The sequence below is a fragment of the Streptococcus sp. 23.2 genome, assembly GCF_016648665.1.
GTDB lineage: Bacteria > Bacillota > Bacilli > Lactobacillales > Streptococcaceae > Streptococcus > Streptococcus salivarius_E.
The window spans coordinates 123,765-142,311 of record NZ_JACLQJ010000001.1; the positions used below are offsets into that span (position 1 = coordinate 123,765).

The window sequence follows — 18,547 nt, forward strand, 5'->3', positions numbered from 1 at the left end:
CGAGACTTATACGAGGTCTATTATTAACCATTTGTAAGGATAGGAGGAGTAACTTGTCTTTTAAAGAATCAATCATTGCAAAACTTTGGTGGTTTTTCAAGTTAGAAAAACGCCGGTATATTGTCGGGATTTTGGCACTGAGTCTGGTTTCGGTACTCAATCTGATTCCTCCTATGGTTATGGGGCGGGTCATTGATGCTATTACATCGGGGAAATTGACCAATCAGATCTTGCTTTTGAATCTTGTGTATTTGCTTTTGGCAGCTTTAGGAATGTACTATTTGCGCTATGTTTGGCGGATGTATATCTTAGCGACCTCTTATCGCTTGGGTCAGATTATGAGGTCACGCCTTTTTGAGCATTTTACCAAGATGTCGCCTTCTTTTTATCAAAAGTACCGAACAGGGGACCTCATGGCTCATGCAACTAATGATATCAACTCCTTAACCCGCTTGGCTGGTGGGGGTGTCATGTCAGCCGTAGATGCGTCTATCACAGCCTTGGTAACCTTAATCACCATGTTCTTCAGCATTTCCTGGCAGATGACCCTGTTGGCTGTCTTACCCCTACCCTTCATGGCTTTTGCGACTAGTCGTTTGGGACGCAAGACCCATAAAGCTTTTGGTGAATCCCAGGCAGCCTTTTCAGAACTTAATAATAAGGTTCAGGAGTCGGTATCAGGGATCAAGGTAACCAAGTCTTTTGGCTATCAGGAGGCTGAGCTTCAGTCCTTCCAAGAGACCAATAAGATGACTTTTAAAAAGAATATGCATACCATGAAGTATGACAGCCTTTTTGATCCTTTGGTCTTGCTCTTTGTTGGCTCATCTTATGTTTTAACCCTTCTTGTCGGGGCCTTTATGATTCAGACTAATCAGATAACGGTCGGAAATTTAGTAACCTTCATTACCTATTTGGATATGTTGGTTTGGCCTTTGATGGCCATTGGCTTTCTCTTTAATATCACACAGAGGGGAAATGTATCCTACCAACGTATTGAAAATCTTCTGGAGCAGGAATCAGATGTTCAAGATCCTGCTCATCCTCTCCCAAGCATTGAAAATGGTCGTTTAGAATATGCGATTGACCGCTTTGCTTTTGAGGATGAGGATACTTTGAGAGATATTCATTTCACCTTGGACAAGGGCCAAACCCTTGGTTTGGTTGGACAGACTGGCTCAGGAAAGACGGCCCTTGTCAAGTTGCTCTTGCGGGAGCACGATGTTAATCAAGGAGCCATCTATTTGAATGGTCATAACATCCGAGATTATCGCCTATCAGACTTGCGTAGCTTGATGGGCTATGTTCCTCAAGACCAGTTTCTCTTTGCCAGCTCCATTTTAGACAATATCTGCTTTGGTAATCCGGATCTCTCCTTTGACAAGGTAGAAGAAGCGACTAAGTTAGCTCAAGTTTATGATGACATCAAGGATATGCCTGAAGGCTTTGAAACAATCATTGGTGAAAAGGGTGTCAGCCTATCAGGCGGTCAAAAACAACGTCTGGCCATGAGTCGGGCCATGATTTTGGATCCAGATATTTTGATTTTGGACGACTCCCTATCTGCGGTTGATGCCAAGACAGAATATGCTATTATTGACAATCTCAAACATACCCGCAAGGACAAGACAACTATCATTACCGCCCATCGTCTGAGTGCGGTGGTGCACGCTGACCTTATCTTAGTCATGCAGGATGGTCGTATCATTGAACGTGGCCGTCATGAGGATTTGCTAGCTCAGGGTGGTTGGTATGCCAAGACCTATGAGTCTCAACAGTTAGAAATGGAAGGAGGAGAAGAAGATGATGCCTAATCAAAACCAATGGTCTGTGTTTAAGCGTCTCTTGACCTATCTCAAGCCTTACAAATTCTTGACCTTTCTAGCTTTAGCCTTCCTCTTGTCCACTACGGTTATCAAGAGTATCATTCCCCTTGTGGCCTCTTATTTTATCGACCACTATCTGCATGATATGAATCAGGCGGCAAGCTTGATTCTGATTGGTTACTATGGTCTTTATCTCTTACAGACGCTAGTCCAGTATTTGGGAAATCTCTTTTTTGCGCGTGTGTCCTACAGTATTGTCAGGGATATTCGCCGAGATGCCTTTGCCAATATGGAGAAACTAGGTATGTCTTACTTTGACAAAACTCCAGCAGGCTCTATCGTTTCCCGCTTGACCAATGATACAGAGACTATTAGCGAGATGTTCTCAGGGATTCTGTCTAGCTTTATTTCGGCTATCTTTATCTTTGTTACCACCCTTTACACCATGATGATCTTGGACATTCGTCTGACCGGGCTTATTGTGCTCTTTCTTCCTCTGATTGTTCTTTTGGTTAATCTCTACCGCAAAAAATCAGTGGTCATCATTGAAAAGACCAGAGCCTTGCTTTCAGATATAAATGCCAAACTGTCAGAGAGTATCGAAGGGATTCGCATCATTCAGGCCTTTAACCAAGAGAAACGTCTCAAAAAAGAGTTTGATGCCATTAATGAGGAACACCTGATTTACGCCAGCCGTTCCATGTCACTGGATTCTCTCTTTCTACGCCCAGCCATGAGCTTACTGAAGCTCCTGGGCTATGCTGTTCTCATGGCTTATTTTGGCTATCGTGGCATCTATCTGGGTATCACAGCAGGTACCATGTATGCCTTTATCCAGTACATTAACCGCCTCTTTGATCCTTTGATTGAAGTGACACAAAACTTCTCAACCTTGCAAACCTCGATGGTCTCAGCAGGTCGGGTCTTCGCTTTGATTGACGAGCGCACCTATGAGCCTGAGCAGAGAGACACAGATGCCAAGGTTACTGAGGGGAATATTCGCTTTGAAAATGTCTCTTTCTCCTATGATGGTAAACACCAGATTTTAGATAACATATCCTTCTCTGTCAATAAAGGTGAGACCATCGCCTTTGTCGGTTCTACAGGTTCCGGAAAATCCTCTATTATCAATGTATTCATGCGTTTTTATGAGTTCCAATCAGGACGAGTTCTTCTTGACGGTGTAGATATTCGCGATTATAGTCAGGCAGAGCTGCGTAAGAACATTGGTCTTGTCCTTCAGGAACCCTTTCTCTATCATGGTACAATCAAATCCAATATTGCAATGTATCAGGATTTAACTGATGAAGAGATCAAAGCCGCTGCTGAGTTTGTGGATGCCAACCACTTTATCGACAAACTTCCAGAAGGTTATGATGCTCCAGTTTCCGAACGAGGTTCAAGTTTTTCAACCGGTCAACGTCAGCTTCTAGCCTTTGCTAGGACCGTTGCTAGCCAGCCTAAAATCTTGATTTTGGATGAAGCGACAGCCAATATCGATTCGGAGACAGAGGCTATTGTTCAAAACTCTCTAGCAAAAATGCGTCAAGGACGTACAACCATTGCCATTGCCCACCGCCTATCGACTATCCAAGATGCCAACTGCATCTATGTCTTAGACAAGGGCCGCATCATCGAACACGGTAGCCACGAGGAACTCCTAGCCCTCGGTGGCACCTATCATAAGATGTACAGCCTACAAGCAGGCGCTATGGAAGGAGCGTAAGCTAATCTAGACCATAGATTCTATATTCGAAAAGATTTCTTAAAAATCAAAATCGAGTGGTGACATACATGTCACTACTTTTTTGTTGGCTTGCAACCTATAATAAAACCATAGCTTGAGAGAAAAAGCTAAAAAATAATATTTTAGGAGGTTGTTAGAATGACAACACAAACAATGAACAATTTTGAAACACTCGATCTCGAGGCACTTGCAAACGTTGAAGGTGGTGGATGGGTTAAGTGTTATGCCGGCACAATCGGATCTGCTCTAGTAGGATCAGCAGGAGGCCCAGTAGGTTACTGGGGAGGAGCTTTAGTTGGTTATGCCACATTCTGCTAATATTTAGGTGATTCTATGCTTAAAGATAAAAAAATGTATTTACTAGCCATTTTCCTTTTAGGATTTGGCATTGCTAACCTTTTCAGAAATTTAGATTTTGTTCATCATATCATTAATTTGGTAGGGTTGGCATTAATCACTTATAGTCTGATTTTTAGCAAATGGGAGCGACTCAAAAAATAGAAGTATTCGAAATGTAGAGTTCCTAAAAATCAAAAACGAGTAGTGACATTTATGTCACTACTTTTTTGTCGGCCTACAACCTATAATAAAATTCATAGCTTGAGAGAAAAAAGCTAAAAAATAGTTTAGGAGGTTGTTGCTATGACAAGGCAAACAAATAACAATTTTGAACTCCTTGACCTTGAGGCACTTGCAAACGTTGAAGGTGGTGATGGATTATGTTTGATTTGAAAAGTTATATTTTAGGGATGGTTTTCATGGCTGTGATGAGTTTTTTGGATAAGCCTATTATGTCATTGCTTGAAAAACACAAAGCTACCAATTCCGCTAAAAAGAAATCCTAATTGAGATACCTTGTCAATTGCTAGTCTGTGAATAGCTTTGCACAGAACGCTAAAAACACTTTAAGGAGAAAAGTATGTTTAAAAACTCAAAACCGTATTTACTGGCTACCATTCTCATCGGAATGGGCCTCGCTAATCTATTTAGAAGTTTGGATGCAGTCCACCATACCATTAACTTGTTGGGGCTAACCTTGCTTCTTTATAGTCTCCTTTTTAAAAAATGGTCACAGTTTAAAAAGTAACCTTTTGCCCCTTTGAACGTGAGGTGCTTGCAAATGCTTATTTTTGATGTTCCCGAAGTAAAATTATTCTTGCTAATGATAGCGGAGATTGTATTATATTTGATTGCATATTTTTGTAATAGAAAAAATAAAGATATGTATATTCGCTTATTTAAAATATCAGTGCTAATGACGCTATTGTATTACATCTCCAGTAGAATTTAATCGCTAAGGGATTACTTGAGATCTTACAGCAGTATAAAAAAATACAGAAAGGAATAGAGTTAAATGTAATAGCTTATTCGGTTTACAAGACTGACTGAGGTTATTCATAGCTTAAGTGTTTTATCATGAAGTTAAAGAGTATTAGTTCGAGAGTATTGCGATTTTTAGGACCATCACTGCTGTATTGGCAGTCTTTCTTATAAGTACCAGTATTTCTCTCTACAAAAGTAAGACTTCGCCAGAGATTTGGTTATCAGTCGGAGCACTAGCTTTAGTAGTCATTTTTGTAAATGGACTGCTCTACCGTTTGCTTAAGAAGCGTCCCGATTCAGTAAATCCGTTAACAATATGGCAGTCCTTCATTGTCTTTCTGGTCATCTCATTTCTAGTGCTTTGTGTAGAGTTTTACACATTACTAACATTCAGTGATACCACAGACCGCATAGTACTAGTCGTATTAATGCTTTTGTTAATTCTCTGTGATTTTCTAGCTTACTTGCAAGTCAAAAAATATTTTAAAAGATAGAAAATATAGTAACCATTTGTGACATTATTCAATTTACGTTGCATAAAGTGCATAAAAACGCTATAATAAGAAAGTGATTAATGAAAAATGTGAAAATTAGAGTAGGATTTCTATGGCTTGACGGATATTCTTCTATCGTATAGACAAAACTTGCAAGGTCTGGGTCTTCAAAATATGTCATGAAAGGAGGATTACTATTGGAACAATCTGTTTTTTCTAGAAAATACATAATATTTATCCTACAAGTTATCTTGGCTGTCTGTATTCAATGTGTGATAACATTTTTCTGGCATCAAGAAAGAACATTTTTATTTTATACCTTGTCACTTTATGTTTCTTTATCGTTCTCTGATGATCTTAGTCAGCTGATTTTTAGAAATGAGAAGTGATGTATTTGTTTTAAGCAGCATGGAAAGTGACAGATTCGTGTCTTTAGCCATGCTAGATTCAGAATAATAGCCAATCATTCTTTAGATAACGCCCTAGTAGTTTATGTAAATGACTCAAGTAGAAAAGGAATTACCATGGTGATATTACAAAAAATTAGTTCTGCTGTGTTACGTTCGTTACGTGTCGTATCAGCAATCCTAGGAGTAGTCATTGGGAATATAGATTTAAATGCTCTATCTATTCAGCATCCAATCTGGATTTGGCTACCATTTAGGACATATAGCCACTTTTTGGGACGCTAGCTCTGATAGAAAGACTTGAATGCTATACTAAAGATGTGATTGAAAAATTAGTTGAAAGAAATAAGGAGGTTTTCTTAATGACAGGACTTAAATGGTTTGCAGGAGGCAAAGAGAGACGAGAACAAGCAGTAGCTATCATCGATGAAGTAATTGAAACTATTGGAGATAAGCCAGATTATGCTGATTTGAAGCAGGTCCTGCACTCCTACCGAACGGAACTTGCAGACTCTCGTTCAGCCACTCCCTATATCTTAAGCAGGATGTCACTGGAAATATCCGAAGTGGTCAGAAAAGACCAGCTAACCTTGTCTCCCTTTATCGAGGAGCGAATGGCAGAGTTGCGAAAATTGCTAGCGATTCGTTATGGCTATTGATGTCATTAGGGAGGATTTCTCGGTTTTAAGGTTGAGTTGTCCATTGAGAATTTGTGTTATTCCACTGTCTTGGCTACATCATTTGTTTAAATAACATTAAAATGAATCGTAAAAATTGAAGATTAAATCTTGTTTATTTTCACACAATAAAAAAATCCCATGGGAGTTCTCATCCTATGGGATTTTTTGCGATAAATACTAATAAGGCAATGTCATCTGACTTTGGCTTAGGTCCACGGTTAATTCGTAGTCACTATTGTCACGAATAGTGTGTTCAAAGTCTGTGGTATAGAGAACAAGTCGGAGTTTGTCGCCCTTGTTGAGTTTGTAGATGGTTGGTTGCAAGTCCAGGCCGATAGTCATCCATTCATTTGGAGTGACATTCTCAATGGTGAGGAGGTCTTTACGATTTTGCAGGTTAAGGTGTCCCTTGGTAATGACACGGTATTTTGCCTGCTTGAATGGTAATTCACGTAAGGCTTCTTCCTTGAAGAGACGTCCGTTATCTAAACTCATGCGTTTTAATTCAGGTATTGGAGCTAGGTATTTTTTATCTCCCATTTCCAGAACCTGGGCCGAGATAAAACCACGGTTTGTGCTAGATTTGACCTTGAGTTCTAGGTGGACACGACCATTGATTTGGATGTCTTGATCCAGTTCAAAGTCTAGAGTGATGGCATTGGCTTTATCCACAAAGAGATCATCCTTGAAGCTTTGGTAAGTCTTACCGTATTTGGCGAAGGTTTCCTCTTCATAATGGTTAGCGATGCTAGCTTCAGCCTCACCAAGCTGAATGTTTTTACCATTGTCGTGTCCAAAGTTATCGAGAACTTCCCAGGTCTGTTCAGACTGGTTGTTTTGCCAGATAAGAGTAGGCAGTGTGTAGCCATTCTCCAAACCAAGGAGTTTCTGACAAATCAAGGCGTTCATGCTTTCTCGGAAGTCAATAGACTGCCAAGCATTCATGTAAACGTGGGCACCATTGTGGAAGAAGAGGTGTTTTCCAAGAGAGTCTGGAAGAGCATTGAACATTTGATAGACGTTAATCGGTTTGACATTCCAATCCTGACTACCATGTGTAAAGACAACAGTGGCTTTAACACGATCTGCGAATTGCACATAGTTACGGTCATGCCAGAACTGGTTATAGTCCCCATGCTTACGATCAATGGCTTTGCTTAGCTCTTTGAGGTAGGTCTCATAGTCTTTTTGGTGGCGTAGGTATTCTCCAGCTAATAGGGCACGAGAATAGGTAAATTCAGTCAAAGTGTCGAGATCTTCACCAGGGTAGCCTCCAGGGCTGACGAGGAGCCCATTTTCACGATAGTAGTCGTACCAAGAAGAAATACCTGCTTCAGCGATTACCATCTCCAAACCGTCAACGCCAGTTGTAGCAAGGGCGTTGGACATGGTACCTAAGTATGAAAGTCCAGTAGTAGTCACCTTACCAGAAGCCCAATCAGCAGTGATTGTATGCTGTCTGCTACGGCTAGTAAAGGCGCGTGCACGACCATTGAGCCAGTCGATGACAGCTTTATAGGCCAGAACCTGTTGATAGTCTCCAGAGGTCATGAAACCTTCTGAGTTGAAGGTACCAACACCGGATACATAGATAGAGGCCACACCACGAGCCAACATGTAATCGTTAAGTGTGTAGGTATCTGTGTGAGCAAAACTCTCCTGAACCTTTGTGACAGGATTGATAGGCGTAAGGTCTGCTTCAGGTGCCTTGATTTCAGGTTGTCTAAGAGAGATTTTACCTGCTGGTTTGACGAGCAAGTCTCCCTCCATCTTGTGGGTGAGCTTATCTGAAGCAGGCTCGTTAGTCCCTTGTTGATAAGGGCTTGCGGTCATCATGGCTGGAACTGGGAAGTCCACATCAGGACGTAAGATAGTCACCTTGACCAAGTCTAACTGCCCGTCTTTATCAGTATCTACAGGTGTTTCGACATAAACCACTTCACGGTGAAGCTGATTAGTGTCAAATGTTGCTAAGCTCTTACCATTAAAGAAGACGTAGTCATTACTTACAGGGATTAAATCCTGAGCTATTAACTGATCAATTAAGGTATTGCCAGACTGTGTGCGTGTCGCTAACAATTGATGCAGGTTGTTAAGACTACCATCAAAAGTGATTGGAAAGGCCATTTTCTCTAGGAAAGCCGCACTGTCTGTAAAGTCCACATTAGGGACAAATCCTAGCAGTTGAAGAGCCACCAAACTAAAGACATCAGCAGTCAAGGGACGGTCTGACTGGAAGAAGGTTAGGAGGTCAGTCTCTGAATCAGCAATCCAATTTTTCAAAGCTAAGTCGGTGTCTTCAAAGAAGAGGAAGGACTTGCGAACAAAGGCCTCAAAATTGGCTTTGGCACTAGCATCTAGAGAGACTTCAAATCCTAAAGAACGAAGTTCCTGACAAGCTATTTCAGGACTAACTGGGATGTAACTAAACTGATTAAATTTCATATTCAAAAACCTCAAAAATAATACGTAAACATTTCAGAAATATCTTTACATCAGACATTATACTTGATAAAATGATAGATGTCTAAATTATTGTAAAATCGAAAGGAAATAAAGAGACAAATGAATGATTTTCTAAAAGAAGCGTTCACCAGTGAATGGGTTTTGAAATACCTCACTGAGTTTATCGCGACTGCTTTTCTTGTAGCCCTTGGTAATGGTGCTGTTGCCAACGTTGAGCTTAAGGGAACAAAAGGTAACAAATCTGGTTGGATTGTTATCGCCTTTGGTTATGGTTTTGGTGTTATGATGCCAGCCCTTATGTTTGGTGATGTTTCTGGTAACCACATCAACCCTGCTTTCACACTTGGACTTGCTGCTTCTGGCTTGTTCTCATGGGTAGGCGTTCCTGGATACCTTATTGCACAGCTTCTTGGTGCCTTTGTAGGTCAAGCTATCGTGGTTTGGGTTCACCAACCTTACTATGTACAGACTGAGAATCCAAACAATATTCTTGGTACTTTCTCAACGATCTCAGCAGTTGACGATCATGATGATACTCCAGAAAATCGTAATCGTGCATGGGCTAACGGTTTTGCCAATGAGTTTGCAGGTTCATTCCTTCTCTTCTTTGGTGCCCTTGCCTTGACTAACAACTACTTTGGTCACAAATTGGTCTCACAAGCAGTCCAATATGGGTATGATAAAGAAGCTGTAACAGGCCAAATGGCGAATGGATCTCTTGCTGTAGCTCACATCGGTGTTGGTTTCTTGGTTTGTGCCTTGGTTCTATCATTTGGTGGACCTACAGGACCAGCCCTTAACCCAGCCCGTGACTTGATGCCACGTCTTCTTCACCACATCTTGCCAACATCAGTTCTTGGTGAGCACAAAGGTGATTCTAAATGGTGGTATGCTTGGGTTCCAGTTGTAGCTCCAATCCTTGCAGGAATTTTGGCTGTATACTTGTTCAAAGCCCTCTACCTTTAATCAATACAAAAAATCTGAAGTTCAAGCTTCAGATTTTTTTACGCTAAAAATTTTGAAAGTAGCAAAAAAACTGAGAAAGTTTTCTCAGTTACATAGGAGTAGTTATGACTAGGATTGTAGCACCTAAGGTGAAAAGATTCCATAGGACATGAAGTGAGATACTTGTAGATAAGTTCTCTCTTTTTTGGTAGACCATAGAGAGGGCTAATCCCATTCCGATATAAAGGAGGAGGTGGGCAAGGTTGGTAGGCATATGGAATAGGCAAAAGAGACCGGTACTCACTAAAACAGCAACTGTCGAATAAGGAGCCAGCCAAGAGAAAATCCACTTGCGAAAGAGTAGCTCTTGTAAGAAGGCTGTGGTCATCATGCCAATGGCTACTGGTAGGATAGGCGTTGTCGTAAGAGTTCTTTGAAGTTCTGCATGGTAGTTGGTGTGAGTCAGTAGCATAAGATTGCTCCCAATAACCCCCATCAGAAAAATAAGCACAAAGCCCCAGATAATAGCTTTAGTATCCTTTCGGTCTAGTCTAAAGTGAGTAACCAAACCTTCATTTTTAGCCCAAAGATAGGTAATATAAAAAATAATGAGATTGACAGCGATAATTCCCCAGCTTTCAAGGCTAGTGAAGGTCAACCCAGTCTGATTGTTATATGACGTTGTCATACCTAAAGCCAGGTTTGGGATAGCTATCATCAGCAGTAAAAAGAATCCCTGATAGGTATGTCTAAACGCCAAATGATTGACGAGAGTTTTCATAGTCTCTATTATACTCTAAAATGAGGAAATAGCTAGTCCTAAGGTAAATATAATATAATGATTTTCATAATTTATGTGAAAGAATGTGAAAAAATTACAATCCTGTTTTTTCTTAGGAAAATCCTTGTCACACAGGCTCTTTTCGGATAAAATAGAAAAGAATGGAGGTTGTCATGACGCAATCAGGGAATTTTAAGTTTCACACACCAATCTTTCGTGTGAATAACAGACAAGAAAATATTGATTTTTACCAAAATACATTAGGATTTAAGCTTTTGACTGAGGAAAATGCCCTTGCGGTCTTCACAGATTGGACAGACCGTAACTCACTTTTTGTGATTGAGGAGTCACCAGCTTACCGTTGCCGTGCGGTTGAAGGCCCTAAGAAAATTAATAAAGTGGTTATCAAGGTTTCAGATCCACTTGAGATTGAGTACCTTTTGGCGCGTGATGATCACCAAGCCAAGGCTATTTTCCAAGGGGAAAAAGGGTATGCTTTTGAAACAATCTCACCTGAGAATGGTCTTATTTTGATGCATGCCGAAGATGACTTGTCTACTCTCAAGACAGTTGAATACGCAGATGTTGAAGAAAAAGAAGATTTCAAAGGAGTGTCAGACTTTACGGTCGAGTCTTTGACCTTGAACGTTGTTGATACAGCTCAAGCAGCTTTCTTTTACGACAATCTTTTTGGCGAAGAATTGCCTTTGTCTATCCACTTTGAGAAAGCAGAAGGTCCTGACCTCCAAGTGAGTCCAGACCAGACTTGGGATTTGGAAATTCTAGAATTTAAGGTAGCTGAAGACTACGACTTGGTTGCCTTGCATGAGAAACTTGAAAAGGAACAGTTCTCAAGTTATCTAGATACTAAAGAAAGCCTACTTGCACTGACTGATATGAGTAATATTGAGGTTTGGCTAACAAAATAATGACTAATTTTAAACAAACATTGTCAACAATTACAGACTACATCAAGGCTGACATCTTCCCGGGTGCCAGCCTTGCACTTTATGACGGACAAGATTGGCAGGAGCATTATCTAGGAACTCAGGATGGAAATATTCCGGTAGTTCCAGGACTGACCTATGATCTAGCTAGTGTTTCCAAGGTGGTAGGAGTAGGGACCCTCTGTCTTTTCTACTTGCAGGCGGGAAAATTGGACTTGGACGAGAAACTATCGACCTATTATCCTGCAGTAGTGGATAAGACGCTAACCCTTCGTCAGCTTCTTTCTCACAGTAGCGGCATTGATCCTTTTATTCCAAACCGTGATGAGTTAGACCAAGCTGGCTTGATTTCTGCTATTAATGCCATCAAAGTTAAGTCTGATAAACCTTTCTTGTATACCGATATTAATTTTATTCTCCTAGGCTTGATGCTTGAGAAAGTCTCTGGACAAACACTGGATAAGCTCTTTGACAGCGAAATTTTTCAACCTTTTGGTATGACTGAAACACGGTTTGGGCCAGTTGAGGTTGCTGTTCCAACTGTTGAGGGAATTCCGGGAGGAACTGTTCACGATCCCAAGGCTCGAGTGCTCAAAGAGCATACAGGTTCAGCAGGCCTCTTTTCAACCCTAAAGGACTTGGAAATCTTTGTTAACCATTATTTGAGGGATGATTTTGCTAAAAATATGACGCAGAATATCAGCCAATCCAATAAGGAACGTAGTGTCGCTTGGGACCTCCAAGGCGATTGGATTCTTCATACTGGTTATACAGGTACCTTTGTGCTTATCAATATCCCAGCTCAACGTGCAGCTATTTTCCTCAGTAATCGTACTTACTACAAGGATGAGAGAGCTCAATGGATTAAAGACAGAGATGTTTTAATTGAGATAATGAAAAAGGAGCTGATTCGTGAAACGTTCGAGTAGACATTCTAAGGAAAGCAAACTTGTCCCTTGGTTTTTGAGTCTCCTCTTTTGTGTGCTTAACGGGAGTAGTCTCTTTGTCTGTGGTATGTTTTTTGGTGTGATGGTCGACTTGTTGGCATTTGATAAAGATTCCTTCTATTTAGGTGTTCTTGTATTTTCTTGTATAGTAGTCCCTATAATCGCTTCTTCTTATATCTTGATAAGAGAGATACTATACAAATTGCTTCATTGCCTTGGTTATCGTGCCCAACCCAACTTAAAAGTTATTCATATGAGGAGAGGATTTGATATTCACTTTCCTGTATTTGAAAAGTACAGTCAGGACTATAAGTTACTCTACAAGAAGCGTTCCAAGAAGCTTCAAATAGGGTATTTGCTTATATGTTTAGGATACTTTAGTGGACTTAGCCTTATAATGATTACCTTTACAGTTCTATTGAGAGGACTGTTTGAGCTCCTAAAACTAGAATCAAAACTGTCATCTTCTGAATATAAACAATTTCTTGGTTTTTTGGTCTGCATGGGAGTGTTTGTCCTTCTTTTTAAAGGGCAGAAATACTGGAAAAAGATCGTAGAGATATTAAAGAAAAGAGAATATGTATCAGTTCTTGCTGTCGAGCATGGCTATCCTATATTTGCGACAAAAGAAGAAGCTTAAGCAGTTGACCTACTGCTTAAGCTTTTTTACTTAGTAATGATTTTTCAACAGTAATATGTTGGATACCAGCCTCTTCAAAGATTTTACCGACTTCCTGATAGCCATTATTGAGGTAGAACTTAAGTGCCCCGAGTTGAGCATGGAGAGAAATAGTCTGGAAGCCTTGCTCTTGTGCAAAATCTTCAGCTTCTTTCAAGAGAATGCTTCCCAGACCTTGACCTTGGTAGGCCTCGAGCACCGCCATACGTTGGAGGGTAAGCTGAGTCAAATCTTTATTAGGCAGTAGGCGTACGGTTGCTGCAGCCTTGTCTTTATCATCGTATAAAACAAAGTGAATACAGTAGGCTTCATTTGCGTCAATCTCGATAGAGTGAGGAACTCCTTGGCCTTTAACGAAAACGGTGTTCCGAATAGCCACAGCATCTAGATAAGTCTCTGAAAGTGTATCTCTTGTATGTTTGATAATCATAGAACCAGTGTAACAAAGATTCTAGTATATCGTCAACGAAAAAAAGCTTGATGAGAGGAGTTATCATCAAGCTCTTTATCTTGTTTTATTCTTTTATCTTTCGACCGTTTGTATCTTGGATAGGACGGTTATTTTCAAATCCAAGGGTTTGAGTGAATTTCTCCACTTGTTCCTTGCTGACAGTTTCTTGATTCTTGAAGACAATCCAGTTAACACCTTCAGTACATGGAGGTGTTGTTAGGGAACCTTCAAAGTTGTAGTAGTCCTTGTCTTCAGGATAGAAATCATCAAGTGAGATGGCCTGAGAAAGCTCAGTTTCAGTATTGGCCGCCTGAGGCATTTTGTCCCAGATTTGTTTTAAGGCTTGATTTTCATCGCCATAATTATAGAGAACTGAGATAACTGTGATTTTCCCATTATCTGTCTTATAGACGAAGTGTCCCTCTAGAGGATAAGTCTGACCATCAATTTCATTCTCAGCTGGTGCGTGAAAATGGAACTGTTGCAACTTGTAAACTTCGTTACCAATCGTTAGGGTATTCTTTGGATTTTTAAAGCTGACTTCAATAGTATGCCCGTTATTTTCAACTTGAGCTTCTGATTCTTGATTATTAAGGTTTAGTTCAGGAAGATCAACATCCTCAGCTCCGGTGATATTGATTGGAGATTGTTCTTTACCATTTTTGCTGAGTTCATAATCTTTCGAAAGGTCCCCCCAATGGTCTGGACCAGTAGAGCCAGTATAACCCCATTGAACGTCCTTGGACTTTGAGTTTTCGGTTTTGGTCTCGGATTGGCAGGCTACGAGTAGGACTGTACTTGCTACGAGAGCTACTAATCCAATTAGCTTAAAACTTTTCTTATTCATCTTTCTTGTACTCTTTTATTTTATTGTCATACTAGTTGACCTGTTATTTGTAAACTAGCAGTTAGACAGTGATAGAGTGTCATTTCTCTGAGGTGCTTCTGAGAGTGAAGTGTTTGGAGAAACCAAACGGAAACGCTTTTATTTTATAGCTAATCTGAGAAAAAGTCAAATATAAATTATAGTAGATTTAGAAAAATATAATGAAAATAAGTGTTTTACAAAAAGAAAAGAACTCGCTATTGCGAGCTCTTTATTCGTTTTTATCCCAAAGCGTCGTCCATTGAAAGAACTTCGTGGAAGACACGTTGTGTCAATTCAGTTTTTTGTTCTGGAGTGAGGTACTTAGTGTTTACACAGTATCCAGAGATACGTACGATAACATCTTCACCGCTCATGATCTTTTCGTAAACGTCTGACAAGTCCATTACGTTCAAGTTAACGTGTTGTCCACCATTTTCGAAGTATCCGTCGAGGATAGTTACGAGGTTATCAACTTGTTCGTCGTGAGTCTTACCAAGGGCACGAGGTGATACTTGAGTAGTAAGTGAGATACCGTCAGCTGCATAACCGAAGTCAAGGCTTGCAAGTGAGTTCAAGTTTTGCAACCATCCACCTTTAGCTTTGTTAGATGGGTTAGCACCTGGTGAGAAGAATTCCAATTTAGACAAGTTCACTGAACCATCTTCGTTGAGGTATACACCTTTGTGGACTGGTGAGTTACCAGTTTGTTTAGAGTAAGCAACGTTAGATGTGATTGTCAAAAGTGATACAGTAGCTTCTGCGTCTTTGTAAAGTTTGTGGCTACGAAGACGAGTAGTGTAAGCTTCAATCAACCATTCTGCCAATTCGTTTGAACGTGGGTCATCTTCACCCCAACGTGGGTATTCACCGATTGTTTCGTAGTCGTAGATGTAGCCATCTTCGTCACGGATTGGTTTAACTGTAGCGTATTTGATTGCTGACAATGTATCAACAGTATTTGCGAAACCACAGATACCGAATCCCATGTTAGCACGTTGTTTAGTTGGCAAGAAGGCCATTTGAACAGCTTCGTAGTTGTACTTATCAGTCATGTAGTGGATGATGTTAAGGGCATCTACGTAAGTGTCAGTCAACCAGTCAAGAGATTTTTCGAAGTTAGCTTTAACAGTGTCAAAGTCAAGAACTTCATCACGGATTGGATCGATGTCAAATACTTTGTAGTCTTTATGAACATCATCGTAACCACCGTTCAAACCAGTAAGAAGGGCTTTAAGTACGTTAACACGAGCACCGAAGTATTGGATGTTGTGGCGTTGTTCTTCGTTTTCTGGGTCAAGTGGTGATACACAACATGAGATACAGCTCATTTCACCGTATCCGTCTTTAGCCATAGTAGTCACACCTTCGTATTGGATAGAAGAGTGTTTGTGGCTCATGTGCATACAGTAGCGACGGAATGAGTAAGGCAATTTGTCAGTCCAAAGAACTGTCAAGTTTGGTTCTGGAGAGTTACCGATATTGTCAAGAGTGTTCAAGAAACGGTAGTCCATCTTAGTAACACGGTGACGTCCGTCAGCACCCATACCAGCCATAGAAGTTGTGATGAATGTTGGGTCACCTGAGTACAATTGGTCGTAAGCTTTTGTACGAGCAAACTTAACTGTACGAAGTTTCATAACGAAATCATCAACGAATTCTTGGATTTCTGATTCAGTGTAAGTACCACGAGCAAGGTCACGTTCTGCATAGATATCAAGAACGATTGGCACACGTCCAAGAGATGTAGCGGCACCGTTGATCACACGACATACTGCCATGAAGGCGATGTTTGTCCATTGGATAGCTTCTTTAGTATCGAAGGCTGGGCGACGAACATCTACACCGTAAAGGTCACCAAGGCGAACAACGTCTTGAAGTGCTTGATATTGAAGGTTAACTTCTTCACGAAGACGGATTGTTTCTTCGTCGATTTCTTTGATAGCATTCCAGTCGTTAACTTTTTCTTGCATCAAGTAGTCAGCACCGTAAAGGGCAAGACGAGCATAAACCCCGATGATACGTCCACGTGAGTATGCATCTGGAAGACCAGTAACTGTGTGAGCGTGACGTGCACGACGGATGTTTGAAGTGTAAGCACGGAAGATACCATCGTTAACTGTAGTTACGTATTTTGTGAAAATTTCGTGTACAGCTGGATCTGGTTCATAACCGTGTTCTTTCAAAGCAGTTTCCGCCATACGGATACCACCTTTAGGCATGAAGTTCAATTTGAAGAGCTCATCATTTTGGATACCATAGATAAGTTCATCTTCTTTTGAAATGTATCCTGCGTCAATGTCAGCGATTGAAGTTGGACGAGTATCCATTGGGAAGCGTCCTTCAGCTTCATAGCCAGCTTTAGTTTCATCTACAATTTTTTTAATTTTTAGAGAGCGTTCAGTTGGTCCTGCAAGGAAGCTTTCGTCACCATCATAAGGTGTGTAGTTTGCTTGAACGAAACGTGAAACGCTAGCTTTTTCTTTCCAGTCAGTTCCTTTAAAGCCTTCCCACGCTTTTTCAAAAACATCTGTGTTAGTTTTAACCGTTGCCATAGTTTGGATCTCCTATAATTCTAGTAACAAAATCATCTGTTACATTCTCTAGAAGTATTCTATCACACAGTAACCGCTTACACAACTTTAAAACTGTGTTTTTAGAGACATTCTTTTATAATACAGTTTTGAAAATGAGAAATCTGTATTATAAATTTCTGTTTTTTGGTAGATTTTGGTATCATAAGGGGAGAATGCTTTGTAGTCCCAAAGTTTTATGTGAAAAGCTTTACAATGAGATAAATCTGAGAAAGGAGGCAGGGAGCCATGTTAGAGTTTCCTCTAATAAATGATACCAGTCGGAAAATCATCCATATTGACATGGACGCCTTTTTTGCTCAGGTCGAGATGAGGGATGACCCCAGTCTAAAAGACAAGCCGGTTATTATCGGTCACGATCCTAGAAAAACAGGGGGACGTGGTGTGGTATCAACCTGTAATTACGAGGCTAGAAAATATGGTGTCCATTCAGCCATGTCTTCTAAGGAAGCCTATGAACGTTGTCCTAATGCTGTCTTTATCTCAGGAAATTATAGTCATTACAGAGAGGTAGGAATGCAGATTCGTGAGATTTTTAAACGCTATACCGACTTGGTAGAGCCCATGTCTATCGACGAAGCCTATCTTGATGTGACGATAAATAAACTTGGTATCAAATCCGCGGTTAAGGTAGCCAAACTTATCCAGTATGACATCTGGCAGGAACTTCACCTGACTTGTTCAGCAGGCGTTTCCTACAATAAATTTATCGCCAAACTAGCTTCTGATTTTCAAAAGCCTGCTGGTTTGACGGTGGTGCTTCCAGAGGAGGCTCAGGAATTTTTGGAAAAGCTCCCTATTGAAAAGTTTCATGGAGTAGGTAAAAAGTCAGTTGAACGTCTTCACGACATGGAAATATACACCGGTGCCGATCTTCTGAAGATTCCTGAGATGACGCTGATTGATCGTTTTGGACGCTTCGGATTTGATCTCTTTCGTAAGGCTAGAGGGATTTCCAATAGTCCTGTCAGGCCCAATCGTGTCCGTAAATCTATCGGAAGTGAGCGAACCTATGGCAAGCTTCTTTATAATGAAGATGATATCAAGGCTGAGTTGACAAAGAATGCTAGACGGGTGGCTGAAAGTGCCCAGAAAAATAAAAAAGTTGGTCGAATCGTTGTCATTAAGGTCCGTTATTCGGATTTTTCGACCTTAACCAAGCGTATGACCTTGGACAAATCAACCCAGGGTTTTGAGGCCATCGAAAGGACTGCCCATACCATTTTTGACCAACTGGAGGAAAATAGTAGTGGTGTTCGCCTGCTCGGTGTGACGCTGACGGGTCTGGAAGATCAAGAAGGCAGGCAATTGGACCTAGATGATTTGGAGTCATTATAATAGTAGAGTTTTGATTTTTTCTTTTGGAAAGTGACCTTGAAGAATCATCAGACCTAT

Annotated in this window: 18 protein-coding genes and 1 pseudogene; 14 read left to right on the forward strand and 5 right to left on the reverse strand. The window is 40.6% G+C overall.

Features of this window, described 5'->3' with window-relative positions:
- The first annotated feature begins 53 nt into the window (after positions 1–53).
- The 9 genes and pseudogenes from H7T98_RS00615 to H7T98_RS00645 all read left to right on the forward strand — a co-directional run bounded on the left by H7T98_RS00615 (position 54) and on the right by H7T98_RS00645 (position 6,456).
- Positions 54–1,814, forward strand: coding sequence for an ABC transporter ATP-binding protein (locus H7T98_RS00615; protein WP_201061016.1), 1,761 nt, complete (start codon positions 54–56; stop codon positions 1,812–1,814).
- Complete coding sequence (locus H7T98_RS00620) at positions 1,804–3,552, forward strand: ABC transporter ATP-binding protein (RefSeq protein ID WP_398578495.1); 1,749 nt, start codon at positions 1,804–1,806, stop codon at positions 3,550–3,552. Before H7T98_RS00615 ends, H7T98_RS00620 begins: the two co-directional genes overlap by 11 nt.
- Positions 3,553–3,711: 159 nt before the next feature.
- Positions 3,712–3,891, forward strand: coding sequence for a Blp family class II bacteriocin (locus tag H7T98_RS00625; RefSeq protein ID WP_002891738.1), 180 nt, complete (start codon positions 3,712–3,714; stop codon positions 3,889–3,891).
- A 15-nt stretch (positions 3,892–3,906) separates the two neighbouring features.
- Entirely contained in the window at positions 3,907–4,074 is a 168-nt protein-coding gene (locus H7T98_RS00630; RefSeq protein WP_002891737.1) for a hypothetical protein, read from the forward strand.
- Between the two features lie 141 nt (positions 4,075–4,215).
- Positions 4,216–4,305 carry a ComC/BlpC family leader-containing pheromone/bacteriocin gene (locus H7T98_RS00635; protein WP_022495887.1) on the forward strand — a complete coding sequence of 30 codons (90 nt, stop codon included), beginning with the start codon at positions 4,216–4,218 and terminating at the stop codon, positions 4,303–4,305.
- Positions 4,293–4,418 (forward strand): hypothetical protein, encoded by a 126-nt coding sequence (locus H7T98_RS10150; RefSeq protein WP_022495888.1) that lies wholly within the window; start codon positions 4,293–4,295, stop codon positions 4,416–4,418. The genes H7T98_RS00635 and H7T98_RS10150 overlap by 13 nt, the downstream gene beginning before the upstream one ends.
- A gap of 74 nt (positions 4,419–4,492) precedes the next feature.
- On the forward strand, positions 4,493–4,660 hold the full coding sequence (locus H7T98_RS00640) for a hypothetical protein (protein WP_022495889.1): 168 nt from the start codon (positions 4,493–4,495) through the stop codon (positions 4,658–4,660).
- 329 nt (positions 4,661–4,989) lie between these two features.
- Positions 4,990–5,390 (forward strand): annotated as a pseudogene (locus H7T98_RS10240) (hypothetical protein).
- Positions 5,391–6,159: 769 nt separating this feature from the next.
- A complete protein-coding gene (locus H7T98_RS00645) occupies positions 6,160–6,456 on the forward strand; it encodes a bacteriocin immunity protein (RefSeq protein WP_021152512.1) in 297 nt (98 codons plus the stop codon).
- Positions 6,457–6,654: 198 nt separating this feature from the next.
- Here H7T98_RS00645 and H7T98_RS00650 read toward each other — a convergent pair whose 3' ends face one another.
- Positions 6,655–8,922: a Xaa-Pro dipeptidyl-peptidase gene (locus H7T98_RS00650; protein ID WP_201061018.1), complete on the reverse strand. Its 2,268-nt coding sequence runs from the start codon at positions 8,920–8,922 to the stop codon at positions 6,655–6,657.
- Between the two features lie 120 nt (positions 8,923–9,042).
- Between H7T98_RS00650 and gla the strand changes: the two genes are divergently transcribed.
- The gene (gene gla, locus H7T98_RS00655; RefSeq protein ID WP_037602504.1) at positions 9,043–9,909 is read left to right on the forward strand and encodes an aquaglyceroporin Gla; all 867 of its coding nucleotides are present in this window, start codon (positions 9,043–9,045) and stop codon (positions 9,907–9,909) included.
- Positions 9,910–9,997: 88 nt separating this feature from the next.
- On the opposite strand, the gene H7T98_RS00660 is transcribed toward gla, so the two are convergent.
- Complete coding sequence (locus H7T98_RS00660) at positions 9,998–10,669, reverse strand: CPBP family intramembrane glutamic endopeptidase (RefSeq protein ID WP_201061020.1); 672 nt, start codon at positions 10,667–10,669, stop codon at positions 9,998–10,000.
- 173 nt (positions 10,670–10,842) lie between these two features.
- Between H7T98_RS00660 and H7T98_RS00665 the strand changes: the two genes are divergently transcribed.
- From H7T98_RS00665 to H7T98_RS00675, 3 genes are read left to right on the forward strand one after another with little or no spacing between them, the layout of a single operon-like run.
- Positions 10,843–11,598 (forward strand): CppA family protein, encoded by a 756-nt coding sequence (locus H7T98_RS00665; protein WP_022495893.1) that lies wholly within the window; start codon positions 10,843–10,845, stop codon positions 11,596–11,598.
- On the forward strand, positions 11,598–12,545 hold the full coding sequence (locus tag H7T98_RS00670; protein ID WP_201061022.1) for a serine hydrolase domain-containing protein: 948 nt from the start codon (positions 11,598–11,600) through the stop codon (positions 12,543–12,545). The genes H7T98_RS00665 and H7T98_RS00670 overlap by 1 nt, the downstream gene beginning before the upstream one ends.
- Entirely contained in the window at positions 12,529–13,203 is a 675-nt protein-coding gene (locus H7T98_RS00675; protein ID WP_201061023.1) for a hypothetical protein, read from the forward strand. The genes H7T98_RS00670 and H7T98_RS00675 overlap by 17 nt, the downstream gene beginning before the upstream one ends.
- Before the next feature lie 16 nt (positions 13,204–13,219).
- Here H7T98_RS00675 and H7T98_RS00680 read toward each other — a convergent pair whose 3' ends face one another.
- The 3 genes from H7T98_RS00680 to pflB all read right to left on the reverse strand — a co-directional run bounded on the left by H7T98_RS00680 (position 13,220) and on the right by pflB (position 17,113).
- Entirely contained in the window at positions 13,220–13,672 is a 453-nt protein-coding gene (locus H7T98_RS00680; RefSeq protein WP_073688431.1) for a GNAT family N-acetyltransferase, read from the reverse strand.
- A gap of 85 nt (positions 13,673–13,757) precedes the next feature.
- Entirely contained in the window at positions 13,758–14,540 is a 783-nt protein-coding gene (locus H7T98_RS00685; RefSeq protein WP_145516610.1) for a carbonic anhydrase, read from the reverse strand.
- Between the two features lie 260 nt (positions 14,541–14,800).
- The gene (gene pflB, locus H7T98_RS00690; RefSeq protein ID WP_022495898.1) at positions 14,801–17,113 is read right to left on the reverse strand and encodes a formate C-acetyltransferase; all 2,313 of its coding nucleotides are present in this window, start codon (positions 17,111–17,113) and stop codon (positions 14,801–14,803) included.
- Between the two features lie 267 nt (positions 17,114–17,380).
- Here pflB and dinB point away from each other — a divergent pair, with 267 nt between their 5' ends.
- Entirely contained in the window at positions 17,381–18,490 is a 1,110-nt protein-coding gene (dinB, locus tag H7T98_RS00695) for a DNA polymerase IV (protein ID WP_060971655.1), read from the forward strand.
- The last annotated feature ends 57 nt before the right edge of the window (positions 18,491–18,547 follow it).

Coding starts and splice junctions, on each gene's coding strand:
- gla (WP_037602504.1), top strand. CDS start 9,043: ATGAATGATTTTCTAAAAGAAGCGTTCACCAGTGAATGGGTTTTGAAA.
- H7T98_RS10150 (WP_022495888.1), top strand. CDS start 4,293: ATGTTTGATTTGAAAAGTTATATTTTAGGGATGGTTTTCATGGCTGTG.
- H7T98_RS00685 (WP_145516610.1), bottom strand. CDS start 14,540: ATGAATAAGAAAAGTTTTAAGCTAATTGGATTAGTAGCTCTCGTAGCA.
- H7T98_RS00625 (WP_002891738.1), top strand. CDS start 3,712: ATGACAACACAAACAATGAACAATTTTGAAACACTCGATCTCGAGGCA.
- H7T98_RS00640 (WP_022495889.1), top strand. CDS start 4,493: ATGTTTAAAAACTCAAAACCGTATTTACTGGCTACCATTCTCATCGGA.
- H7T98_RS00635 (WP_022495887.1), top strand. CDS start 4,216: ATGACAAGGCAAACAAATAACAATTTTGAACTCCTTGACCTTGAGGCA.
- H7T98_RS00680 (WP_073688431.1), bottom strand. CDS start 13,672: ATGATTATCAAACATACAAGAGATACACTTTCAGAGACTTATCTAGAT.
- H7T98_RS00650 (WP_201061018.1), bottom strand. CDS start 8,922: ATGAAATTTAATCAGTTTAGTTACATCCCAGTTAGTCCTGAAATAGCT.
- pflB (WP_022495898.1), bottom strand. CDS start 17,113: ATGGCAACGGTTAAAACTAACACAGATGTTTTTGAAAAAGCGTGGGAA.
- H7T98_RS00670 (WP_201061022.1), top strand. CDS start 11,598: ATGACTAATTTTAAACAAACATTGTCAACAATTACAGACTACATCAAG.
- H7T98_RS00665 (WP_022495893.1), top strand. CDS start 10,843: ATGACGCAATCAGGGAATTTTAAGTTTCACACACCAATCTTTCGTGTG.
- dinB (WP_060971655.1), top strand. CDS start 17,381: ATGTTAGAGTTTCCTCTAATAAATGATACCAGTCGGAAAATCATCCAT.
- H7T98_RS00630 (WP_002891737.1), top strand. CDS start 3,907: ATGCTTAAAGATAAAAAAATGTATTTACTAGCCATTTTCCTTTTAGGA.
- H7T98_RS00620 (WP_398578495.1), top strand. CDS start 1,804: ATGATGCCTAATCAAAACCAATGGTCTGTGTTTAAGCGTCTCTTGACC.
- H7T98_RS00645 (WP_021152512.1), top strand. CDS start 6,160: ATGACAGGACTTAAATGGTTTGCAGGAGGCAAAGAGAGACGAGAACAA.
- H7T98_RS00660 (WP_201061020.1), bottom strand. CDS start 10,669: ATGAAAACTCTCGTCAATCATTTGGCGTTTAGACATACCTATCAGGGA.